14 protein-coding genes are annotated in these 10,333 nt (G+C 64.5%); 5 read left to right on the top strand and 9 right to left on the bottom strand.

The window, feature by feature from the left end; all coding sequences use genetic code 11:
* Positions 1 to 424: peroxiredoxin (locus tag IL54_RS09255; protein ID WP_156106284.1), on the bottom strand; the 424-nt coding region annotated here is incomplete at its 3' end.
* Entirely contained in the window at positions 424 to 3,111 is a 2,688-nt protein-coding gene (locus tag IL54_RS09250) for a bifunctional [glutamine synthetase] adenylyltransferase/[glutamine synthetase]-adenylyl-L-tyrosine phosphorylase (RefSeq protein ID WP_037475041.1), read from the bottom strand. The genes IL54_RS09250 and IL54_RS09255, both read right to left, overlap by 1 nt.
* Before the next feature lie 93 nt (positions 3,112 to 3,204).
* Between IL54_RS09250 and IL54_RS09245 the strand changes: the two genes are divergently transcribed.
* Together IL54_RS09245 and IL54_RS09240 are read left to right on the top strand one after the other, a co-directional pair.
* Complete coding sequence (locus IL54_RS09245; RefSeq protein ID WP_333973896.1) at positions 3,205 to 3,390, top strand: hypothetical protein; 186 nt, start codon at positions 3,205 to 3,207, stop codon at positions 3,388 to 3,390.
* A gap of 88 nt (positions 3,391 to 3,478) precedes the next feature.
* A complete protein-coding gene (locus IL54_RS09240) occupies positions 3,479 to 3,805 on the top strand; it encodes a hypothetical protein (RefSeq protein ID WP_037475035.1) in 327 nt (108 codons plus the stop codon).
* 3 nt (positions 3,806 to 3,808) lie between these two features.
* Here IL54_RS09240 and ypfJ read toward each other — a convergent pair whose 3' ends face one another.
* Complete coding sequence (ypfJ, locus tag IL54_RS09235; protein WP_037475032.1) at positions 3,809 to 4,687, bottom strand: KPN_02809 family neutral zinc metallopeptidase; 879 nt, start codon at positions 4,685 to 4,687, stop codon at positions 3,809 to 3,811.
* A 146-nt stretch (positions 4,688 to 4,833) separates the two neighbouring features.
* On the opposite strand from ypfJ, the gene IL54_RS09230 reads away from it, so the two are divergent.
* Positions 4,834 to 6,024 carry a patatin-like phospholipase family protein gene (locus tag IL54_RS09230; RefSeq protein WP_037475030.1) on the top strand — a complete coding sequence of 397 codons (1,191 nt, stop codon included), beginning with the start codon at positions 4,834 to 4,836 and terminating at the stop codon, positions 6,022 to 6,024.
* Positions 6,021 to 6,812, top strand: a complete 792-nt coding sequence (locus IL54_RS09225; protein WP_037475027.1) for a 3-hydroxybutyrate dehydrogenase — start codon at positions 6,021 to 6,023, stop codon at positions 6,810 to 6,812. The genes IL54_RS09230 and IL54_RS09225 overlap by 4 nt, the downstream gene beginning before the upstream one ends.
* 19 nt (positions 6,813 to 6,831) lie before the next feature.
* Here IL54_RS09225 and IL54_RS09220 read toward each other — a convergent pair whose 3' ends face one another.
* Genes IL54_RS09220 through IL54_RS09215 form a run of 3 tightly spaced genes read right to left on the bottom strand, consistent with a single transcriptional unit; the run spans position 6,832 to position 7,516 of the window.
* Positions 6,832 to 7,113, bottom strand: a complete 282-nt coding sequence (locus IL54_RS09220; protein ID WP_037475024.1) for a hypothetical protein — start codon at positions 7,111 to 7,113, stop codon at positions 6,832 to 6,834.
* Between the two features lie 3 nt (positions 7,114 to 7,116).
* On the bottom strand, positions 7,117 to 7,245 hold the full coding sequence (locus IL54_RS25695; protein WP_255245595.1) for a hypothetical protein: 129 nt from the start codon (positions 7,243 to 7,245) through the stop codon (positions 7,117 to 7,119).
* A 28-nt stretch (positions 7,246 to 7,273) separates the two neighbouring features.
* The gene (locus IL54_RS09215; protein ID WP_037475022.1) at positions 7,274 to 7,516 is read right to left on the bottom strand and encodes a hypothetical protein; all 243 of its coding nucleotides are present in this window, start codon (positions 7,514 to 7,516) and stop codon (positions 7,274 to 7,276) included.
* A 226-nt stretch (positions 7,517 to 7,742) separates the two neighbouring features.
* On the opposite strand from IL54_RS09215, the gene IL54_RS09210 reads away from it, so the two are divergent.
* The gene (locus IL54_RS09210; RefSeq protein ID WP_037475019.1) at positions 7,743 to 9,098 is read left to right on the top strand and encodes an amidohydrolase; all 1,356 of its coding nucleotides are present in this window, start codon (positions 7,743 to 7,745) and stop codon (positions 9,096 to 9,098) included.
* Between the two features lie 31 nt (positions 9,099 to 9,129).
* Here the strand turns inward: IL54_RS09210 and vapC are convergent, their stop codons facing one another.
* The 3 genes from vapC to IL54_RS09195 form a co-directional block, all read right to left on the bottom strand.
* Positions 9,130 to 9,525 carry a type II toxin-antitoxin system VapC family toxin gene (vapC, locus tag IL54_RS09205; RefSeq protein ID WP_037475016.1) on the bottom strand — a complete coding sequence of 132 codons (396 nt, stop codon included), beginning with the start codon at positions 9,523 to 9,525 and terminating at the stop codon, positions 9,130 to 9,132.
* Positions 9,522 to 9,716, bottom strand: coding sequence for a type II toxin-antitoxin system VapB family antitoxin (locus IL54_RS09200; RefSeq protein WP_037475014.1), 195 nt, complete (start codon positions 9,714 to 9,716; stop codon positions 9,522 to 9,524). The genes vapC and IL54_RS09200 overlap by 4 nt, the downstream gene beginning before the upstream one ends.
* A gap of 100 nt (positions 9,717 to 9,816) precedes the next feature.
* Positions 9,817 to 10,333: nucleotidyltransferase family protein (locus IL54_RS09195; RefSeq protein WP_162182242.1), on the bottom strand; the 517-nt coding region annotated here is incomplete at its 5' end.

Genomic DNA, 10,333 nt, shown 5'->3' with positions numbered 1-10,333 from the left:
GGCCCTTGACCTTCACCTTGAGCCAGACACGCTGCAGGCGGCCATCAGCGTCGAACAGGAAGGTGTCGCGCTCGATGCCCATATAAGAGCGGCCATACATGGATTTTTCGACCCAGGTGCCGAAGGCTTCGCACAGCGTACCTTCCTCGTCGGAGGCCAGGATCACCGACAGGCCATATTTGTCGGCGAATTTGCGCAGCTTGGCGGGCTTGTCCTTCGACACGCCGACGACCGGGACGCCCGCCGCCGCAAATTCGTCGGCCAGCGCGGTGAAATCCTTGGCTTCGTTGGTGCAGCCCGGCGTGTCCGCCTTGGGATAGAAATAGACGACGAGCGGCTTGCCTGCATAGCGGTCCAGCGTGAACTCCACGCCATCGGCATCCTTGATCGTCCCCGTGGGGATGGCGTCGCCCTGTTGCAGCATCATATATCCTCCGAATAGGGCGCGGCGAGCGCGGCCCAGGCCTGGCCGACGCTTTGCCGCGCCTGCGCATAGCTTTCAAGCAGACTGTCCCAATGGTCAGCCCCGCAGGCGCGCGCGACGAGCGGACGGGTCGCTTCGGCCGGTTCGGTCGATCCGGGCGCGACGAGACGCGAGACGACGAGATAGCGGGTAATGAGGTCATGCGCGGCGATGAGATCGGCGGGCAGATGCCCCGCAGCGACGAGGTCCGCGAGCGCTTTGCCCAGATCCGGGTCGAACGCCATGCCGTAACGAAATTGCGAGACGTGGATTAGAAATTCGAGATCGACCAGGCCACCGGGCACCAGCTTGACGTCGAGGTCGCTGGCAGGCGGCTTGTGGGTGGCGATGTCCCGCCGCATCTGCACCGCCTGCCGCGCCAGTTCATCGAAGTCGCGGGGGCGATGCAATGTCTCGGCGAGGATGGCCTCCAGCGCAGCGTGAGCTTCGGGCGATCCGAACACAGGCCGGGCGCGGGTGAGCGCGAGATGCTCCCAGGTCCAGGCGGCTTCGCGCTCATATTTCGCGAAACTGTCGAAGCTGACCGCCAGCAGCCCCTGCGCGCCCGATGGCCGCAGCCTTGTATCGACCTCATAGAGCGGGCCGGAGGCGGTATGGACTGACAGCGCATTGGTGACGCGCTGGGCCAGGCGGTTGAAATAGAGGGTCGCGCCGAGCGGCCGGGCACCATCGGACTCGGTCTGGAAATCGCCGGTGAAGAGATAGATGAGATCAAGGTCGGAGGCGTGGGTCAGCAGGCCGCCCCCCATCCGGCCCAGCGCCAATATGACCAGTTCGCCGCCCGGCACCGTACCATGCGCGGATTCGAACTCGGTGATGGTGGCATTAGCCAATGTCTCGATCGCGGCCTCAGCCACGCGGCCATAGCCGCGCGCGGCTTCGAGCGGATCCCCGCCACGGATGATCTGTACCCCCAGCGCGAAGCGGCGATCGCCCACCCGCTGGCGCACCCGGTCGAGCAGCGCCTGATAATCCTCGCCCGGCTCCAGCGCGCCAAGCTGGGCGGTCAGCCCTTCAACCGAGGGCGGCGGGTCGAAGGCGGTGGCGTCGATCAGCCCGTCGATCAGTTCGACCCGGCGGGCGAGCGCATCGGCCAGCGTCGGCGCATGGCTCAATATCTCGGCAAGCAGTTCGACCAAAGCGGGCCGGGCGGCGAGCAGCTTAAAGAAATTGATGGCGCTGGGCAGCCGGGCAATCATGTCGTCGAGCCGGTTGAGCGCGCGGGCGGTATCGGGTGCCTTGGCGATCGCGCGCATCACGCCGGGTAGCAGCGCTTCCAGCGCCTCGCGCGAGGGGCCGCTGCGCAGCGCGCGGATCGTGCCCCCGCGCCAACGGGCGATGCGGGCGAGCGGCGTGTCAGCATCGACAAAGCCCATGGCGAGCAACTGGCCCTTCAGCCGATCTTCGTCATGGGACAGCGATGTGTCGTCGGTCTGCGGGGTCAGCCGGTCATAATTGCGGCCGACCCATTCGACATGCGGGGTCAGCACGGCGAGCAGCGCCGGACCATCTGCAAGGCCGTGCAACCGGGCAACATTGTCGAGCGCTGCGTCGCTCTTGGGCAGTTCGTGCGTCTGAAGGTCGTCAACCATCTGGAGGCGATGCTCGATGGTACGCAGGAGGATGTAAGCGGCATCGAGCCGCGCCGCGACGTCGGGTTCGATTACGCCCGCGTCGGCCAGTGCGCTAAGCGCTTCGCGCGTGTTGCCCGACCGCAGTGCGGGATTGCGCCCGCCATGGATCAACTGATGCACCTGCGCGAAAAATTCGACCTCGCGGATGCCGCCGCGTCCGCGCTTCAAATCATAGCCCAGGCCGAACGCTTGTCCCTGCGCATAATGGTCGCGGATGCGGCGGCTGATATCGACGATGGCATCGATCGCGCCGAAGTCGAGGCTGCGCCGCCACACGAAGGGGCGGATCTGGCGCAGGAAATAGTCGCCCAGTTCCATGTCGCCCGCCGCGGCACGCGCACGGATGAAGGCGGCCTGTTCCCAGCCGACCGCCATCGATTCATAATAGCCGATCGCCGCTTCCACCGGCAGCGCGATCGGCGTCGCTTCGGGCGACGGGCGCAGCCGCAGATCGACACGAAAGACATAGCCGTCGCCATCGGGCGCGCTCAGCAATTCGGTCATGCGTCGCGCAATCCGCACCGCGGCATCGGCAACATCCTCGCGATCGCGATGCGGCAAGGTCGCAGGATCGTAGAGGAGAATGGGGTCGATGTCGGAGGAATAATTGAGTTCGCGGCTGCCATGCTTGCCAAGCGCCAGCACGACGAAGCCGCGATGAGGCATGTCGGGATAGCGTTCCTGCATGGCGGCGGCGAGCGCCTCTTCCAGCGCGGTGTCGGCAAAGTCGGACAGGGTGCGGGTAACCCGGTCCAGATCCCACGCCCCTGACAGGTCGGCGGCCGCGACGGTCAGGGCGATGGCGTTGCGCCGTCGCCGCAGCGATCGGGCCACCCCGTCCTGCGGGCTGCCTGCCGCATGGGCCATGGCCAGCGCGGCGTCGAAATCCCCGGTCGCGAGGCAATCGGCCAAGGTCGGCAAGCGATCCAGCACCCGCGCCAAAAAGGGCGAATGTGCCCGTATCCGTGCTTGTGTCTGCGGCCAGTCCGTCACGCACTCTCTCCCGTCTTTGCGCGGGCTATCGCGTGACCATGCGACGAATGCCAGCAACTTTTTGGCCCGACGACCGTTCTATGGATTATGGAAATGCAGCGCAAATATGCTTGCCGATCGGCAACGGGCGGCGACGGCGACAAAGGCCGGATCGTCACCGTCGCGCTGCCCGCCCCTTATGAGGGGATCGGCAATGCCTTGCGCAAGACCTACAGCCCGCCGCGCGACAGTTTGCCCGACGATATGATGGCACTGCTCAAGAAGCTCGATCATCATTGAAACGGCGCGTTGCCTGGTAGGGCAGCAGTTTCTTTACCTCTGATCCTTAAATGCAGACTGCATTATCGTCGGGATCTGGGACGGCTCCATGCTCTATCGCAACTTTGCCATCGCCACCTTGTTGGGTGCGCCCTTGCTGGTCATGATCGTGGAAGCGGTGGTGCCCAAGCCGCAGCCTGCAGCGGAGACAAGCGCCGTGGCGGCGGCGACCCCCGCGCCAGTTACGCCGGTCCCGCCATCACCTCCCATTGTCATGCCCCAAGCGCCACCCGTCGCGGCGATGCCCGATTATGGGCAGCCGCTTCCGGGCGCAGGCCAACCCGCGATCGTGCCCAATGCCGAAATGCCCACGACAGCCAGCGGGCCGATCTTTTCGTCCCGTTCCGCGCCGCCGGGGTCGCCCAACGCGGAATGACCGTCAGATCGCGCCGCTGAACGTGTCGCACTGAGCGGGGTCGCCGGTCGACAGGCCTTTGCGTAGCCAGACCATGCGCTGTTCGCCGCTGCCATGCGTAAAGCTCTCTGGCACGGGACGACGTCCGGCCGCTTTTTGCAGCGTATCATCGCCGATCGCTTCGGCAGCGCGCATGCCCTCTTCCAGATCGCCCGCTTCCATCAAATTGGTGTCGCGCGCGGCCCATACGCCGGCATAGCAATCGGCCTGCAACTCCATCTTGACCTGGAGCGCATTGCCCTCCGCCTCGCTGGCCCGGCTTTGGGCGGCGCGGACCTTGTCGGCGGTGCCAGTGATGGTCTGGATATGATGGCCCACTTCATGCGCGATGATATAGCCGATCGGGAAGTCGCCCGGCGCGTTGAAGCGGCTCTCCATCTCGTTGAAGAAGTCGGTGTCTATATAGATGCGCTGATCGGCCGGGCAGTAGAACGGCCCCATGGCCGATTGTGCCGCGCCGCAGCCCGACTGGCCGTTCTGGGTGTAGAAGACCAAGGTGGGTGGCGGATATTGCTGCCCCTCTGCCTTGAAGATGTCGGCCCAGCGGCGCTCGGTCGATCCCAGCACCTTGAGCGACGTGCGCTGGATGTCGGTGAGTTCGGTCGTCGCGGGGCGTTCCGTCTGCACCGACTGGCCGCCACCACCACCACCGCCGCCGATCATGCTGAGCGGGTTCATGCCCATCACCACCATGATGACCAAAACCACGGCGATGCCGCCGCAACCAAAGCGACTGCCGATCAGCGGCAACAACATGCCGAGGCCTCCGCCAAGGCCGCCGCCCCCGCCCCGGCCGTCCTGCACTTCGAAATTGCCGCTTTCCTGTTCGTCGTCGAGCCGCATGATACCCTCCCTCTATCCATCGCGGCCTACGCGATTCCCTGGCGGCTGGAAACCATCGCAAGGGTCATGCGGTTGCAAGGCGGTGAATAATTTACCTGCTACTATGCGTTGGATTGCGAGGCCTAAACCCTATATTGCAGTGCGACATGGCTGACAGTGATCCCCCCATCCACCCCAAGCCGCTGCGCCGTGCGCGTACGCCGCTCCCCCTTCCCCGCGAAGTCGCGCTGTTGCTGCAAGGCGGCGGGGCGCTCGGTTCCTTCCAGTCCGGCGCCTATGAGCGACTCGACGAACTGGGTGTGGACGTCACCTGGGTCGCGGGGATTTCGATCGGCGCGATCAATGCGGCAATCATCGCGGGCAACGAGCCGCATCGCCGGATCAGCCGCCTTAAGAAATTCTGGTATACGGTGTCGGGCGGCATGCCCAACATCATCCTGCCCGAAATCGACCAGATTCGCGAAGCGATGCATCTGCTCGCTGCCGGCACGGTAGCCAGTTTCGGCGTGCCGGGCATGTTCCGCCCCCGCCTGTGGCCCGCCACCCTGATGCCGGAAGGCACGCCCGGTGCGATCAGCTTCTACGACAGCGCACCGCTCAAGGAGACGCTGGACGCCTGCGTCAATTGGGATCTGCTCAACGACGGCCCGGTGCGGTTGTCGGTCGGCGCGGTCGATGTCGAGACCGGCAATTTCGCCTATTGGGATACGCGCGGCCCCGGCGGCAATACGCGGATCGACGCGCGGCACATCATGGCATCGGGCGCGCTGCCCCCTGGCCTGCCGCCGATCGAGATTGACGGGCGCTGGTATTGGGACGGGGGCATCGTGTCGAACACGCCGCTCGCCCACGTGCTTGATCACCAGACCGACGACATGCTGGTGTTCCAGGTCGACCTCTTCCCCGCCGAAGGGCCGATGCCGCGCCACATGACCGACGTCTATTCGCGGGCGAAGGACATCCAGTTTTCCAGCCGCACCCGCCAGGTTACCGACCAATATCTGCGGCTGCGGCGCGAGCATGGCGCGATCAAGGCGTTGCTCGACAAGCTGCCGCCCGCCTTGCAGGGCGAACCAGAAGCGCAGAAGTTGCGCGATATCCTCGATGTCGGGTCGGTCAACATCGTCCACCTCATCTACCGCACGCGCGATTGGGAAAGCGGGGCGAAGGACTTTGAATTTTCGCGCTCGACCATGCTCGACCATTGGGCGCAGGGTCGCGATGCCGTGGAGGAAGTGATGCACAAGGGCGATTTGATCGCGCGCAACATCCTGAACGGCAAGAGTTCGACCTTTGATCTCGACGCCCCCGATCATCTCAAGGAGAAAAAGGCATGAGCAAGTCACTGGTGGGCAAGACCGCTCTCATCACGGGTTCGACGTCGGGCATTGGCCTCGCTTATGCCAAGGTGCTGGCGGGCGAAGGCGCGAATGTCGTCATCAACGGCTTTGGCGATGCCGATGCGATCGAGAAGGAGCGGCTGGGGCTAGAGGCGCTGAGCGGTGCCAAGGCGCTCTATAGCGGCCATGACCTGACCAAGGCGGACGAGATCGAGGCGATGATGGCGCACGCGGCCGAGGCCTTTGGCGGGGTCGACATCCTGATCAACAATGCCGGTACGCAGCATGTGTCGCCGGTCGAGGATTTCCCGGTCGACAAGTGGAACCTGATCATCGCGCTCAACCTGACCAGCGCCTTTCACACGACCAGGCTGGCCGTGCCCTATATGAAGTCGAAGAAATGGGGGCGCATCATCCAGACGGCATCGGCGCACAGCAAGGCGGCGTCACCGTTCAAGAGCGCTTATGTCACTGCCAAGCATGGCCTTGCGGGCTTCACCAAGACGGTCGCGTTGGAAGTCGCGACGTTCGGGATCACCGCCAACTGCATTTCGCCCGGCTATGTCTGGACGCCGCTGGTAGAGAACCAGATTCCCGACACGATGAAAGCGCGCAGCATGACGCGCGAGCAGGTCATGAACGACGTGCTGCTGGCGGGACAGCCGACCAAGGAATTTGTGACGGTGGAACAGGTCGCGGCCATGGCGCTGTTCCTGTGCAGCGACGCCGCCGCGAACATCACCGGCGCGAATATGAGCATCGATGGGGGTTGGACGGCGCAATAAAGCGCCGTCACCGGTTCGTTCAGGCGGCCGCTGGCTCCAGCAGGCGCAGCACCGATTGCAGGCCATCTTCGCTGGCAGTCGCCAGCGGGAGTGGTCGGTCGGACAGGCCGTCATGTTCGCTGTTGAGGAACAGGATCGCAGCGGAAGCGCCTAGCGCCTCGATGGCAAGGCGCGTGACGCGGCCCTGCCGTTCCGCCGCATCCGGTGCGAGGCGCACGGCGTTGCGGGGCGTGAAGCGTCGGCCGGGCGCGGTGCGCGCGGGCGTTGGCGTGGCGGCGGCGTCAGGTGTTTGCGTCGTCATCGATCAGCTCTTCAACGTCACGATACCGACCGGCGCTGGCTTGCTGGATGGGTTGGACGCATTGGCCTTGGGCGGTTTTTCCGCCTTGGGTTTGCGCACTTCCTTGTTCGATTTCTTCTGGCTCTTGGCCATCGTCCATTCCTTCGATTAGGGGAAAAGGTCAGCCGGCCGCGCGCGCGGCTGCTTCGTCTTCAGCCTGAAATTCCGCGACGATCGCTTCATCTTCGCTCGCGACCGTGCGGGTCGCGCGGCGGCGTTCGGCATTGGCGGCGAGCGTCGCTTCCTTGCCCCAGGCATCGGCAGCGGCAAGCGCGATCCGGCGGGTGTTGGGCAGGGTTTCCGACTGCGAACGGGCGATGTGGAGCGACTGCTGGGTGAGGCAGAATGCCGATGTCTGGGCCATGGATCAGGCTCCTAATGCGAGGAATGGGGCGTTCGTGGCGGCAGGGCCAAAATAAGGTAGTGCCGCAGGGAGGACGATCATCGGGCCGCGTCGTGCGACGGATCGTTCCTTTCACATGTGAAATAGTCTCTTATGCGCAAGTTTACAAGGGCGGCGAGGAAACAGCCCCTTTTTAACCGGCGCAAAATAGGCTTATGCTCCCCCGATCCAAGGGAGACATATCAGCATGCGCCACGCGCTTACGGCCATCATGGCCGCCGTCAGCTTTTCGTCCATCGCCACCGCCCAAACCGCGGACACCCCCGTCGCCGCAGCGCCGCCCGTACAAAGCGAGATCGGCGCGGCGATCGCCAAGGATATGGACGGGCTGATGGCGCTCTATCGCGACCTGCATGCCAACCCCGAACTGTCGGAAAAGGAAGTCAACACCGCCGCCAAGCTCGCCAAGCGGTTGAAGGCGATGAAGTATGACGTGACCGAGAAGGTCGGCGGCACCGGCGTCGTGGCGGTGATGAAGAATGGGTCCGGCCCGGTACTGTTGATCCGCGCCGACATGGACGGCCTGCCGGTGGTCGAACAGACGGGGCTGGAGTTCGCGTCCAAGGTCCGCACCAAGACGCCCGAAGGCGTCGAGACAGGCGTGATGCACGCCTGCGGCCACGACACGCATATGACCGCCTTCATCCAGACCGCCAAGCTGCTCGCGGCGCGCAAGGATGACTGGAAAGGCACGCTGGTCATGATCCTCCAGCCCGCCGAGGAAGTCGGGCGCGGGGCGCGACTGATGCTGGAGGACGGGCTTTACACGCGCTTCCCCCGGCCGACCCATGCCATCGCTTTCCATGATGCCGCCAATCTGGAGGCGGGCAAGATCGGCTATACGCCGGGCTTTGCGCTGGCCAATGTCGACAGCGTGGACATCCTCGTAAAGGGCGTCGGCGGCCATGGGGCCTATCCGCAAACGACCAAGGATCCGATCGTGTTGGGATCGCGGATCGTGGGGTCGCTGCAGACGTTGGTGAGCCGTGAGCAGGAGCCGCAAGACCCCGCCGTGGTGACGGTCGGCAGTTTCCAGGCCGGGGCGAAGCATAATATCATCCCCGACGAAGCCAAGCTGCTGCTGACCATCCGCAGCTATTCGGACGAGACGCGCGAGAAGCTGATCAAGGGGATCGAACGGATCGCGCGCGGCGAGGCGATCGCGGCGGGCATCCCCGACAACCGGATGCCGGTAGTAAGCGTGAAGGACGAGTTCACCCCGTCGACGTTCAACCCGCCCGAATTTGCCGAACAGATGGCAGGCGTGCTGAAAGCCCATTTCGCCGATGATCGGGTGGTCAAGACCCCGGCGGTGATGGGCGGTGAGGATTTCGGCCGCTTCTATCGCGCGGACAAGAGCATCAACAGCTTCATCTTCTGGGTCGGCGGCGTGCCCGCCGACAAGATGGCCGCGGCCGCCGCGGGACAGGCGACGCTGCCGTCGCTGCACAGCCCCTTCTGGGCACCGCAGGCCGATAAGGTGATCGCCTCGGCGAGCGAAGCCATGACGGTGCTGGCGCTGGATATATTGAAGGAGAAATAGGGGAATGGCGGCTTAGCAGCGCATCCTGCTTCTAGGCCATCGCGGTCCTCAGTCCCAGATGCGTAACGAAAGGGTCGAAATCACGGTCGCTGAAAAGCAGCGCATGGCCGTCGCGGATGCATCGGGTGGCGATCAGCGTATCGATCGTCTTGCGGACAGTGATGCCCAATGCGCGGAGGTGGCGGAAGTGCCGAGCAGCATCGATCGCCACCTCCGCTCCGCCGATGACGATCACATCCATGGTCAGGAGCAGGCGGCGAACGCGGTCGAACTCCCGGTCAGCACTGATGCCCTGTAATATTTCAGCGAGAATGAGATCGCCGACCAGCAAGGGTTCCCGTCCCAACAGACTGTCGAGACGGTCGGCCTGGGGCGTCGCGATACCGCGAAAATAGTCGATCCAGACGCTGCTATCGACGAGGATCATCCGTCGCAGCGCTGGACGTCAAGATCACCGTCCCATTCGATCGCGCCGCGCAACGACCGCAATTCCGCTTGCTCGCTCAGGCGCAGCAGGGTGCGCAGCCCCTGTTCCACGGCCTCTTTCTTGGTCTTGATGCCGGTCGCGTGCATGGCCCGCGCCATGAGTTCGTCGTCAATTACGATATTGGTGCGCATGATGTGTATCCGATTAGAGAATTATACACATACTATGTCGGTAGAGCGGAGACAAGCAAGGCCCTTCGACAGGCTCAGGGCGAACGGAACAGCCAACATTTCATGTGGGTCGGTGGCCTTTGCGCCATTTGGTCCAGAGGTGGCGGGCGAGCATCAGGGGGGGCATGCGGAGCCAGTGGGAGCGGAGGAAGAAGGCGAAGACCAGGGCCTTACGGGTTTCACGACCCCAGCCGTCGCGGGCGAGGAGGCGGGCGCGGACGAGGTGGTCCCACAGGGTCAGGCGCGCGCCGTCGCCATAGAGGGCCAGCGCCAGGCGCCGCGCCTGCTGCACATGGGCGCGCAGGCCGTGGTGGGCGGCGCGCTGGTCCAACAGGCTCGGATCGCATTCGGTAAGCAGGCCATATATGTCCCACAGGTTGCGTAACCCGCCCTGCAGATCACCGTCAGCCAGCATATGCGCGGCGGCGTGGCAGACGCGGTCTTCGGCCGAGAGCATATATAACCCGTCGGCTATCAGTTGGGCGTCAGCGATCAGCGCGGCGGCATCGGGCTTGGGACGGGCGGTGAGCGGCAGGATGGTATGATGCACGTCGATCATCCGGTCGCGGGTGCGGTGG

Origin of the sequence: Sphingobium sp. ba1 (assembly GCF_000743655.1) — a bacterium.
Classification (GTDB): Bacteria; Pseudomonadota; Alphaproteobacteria; order Sphingomonadales; family Sphingomonadaceae; genus Sphingobium.
This window is presented reverse-complemented; position numbering and strand designations above follow the sequence as displayed.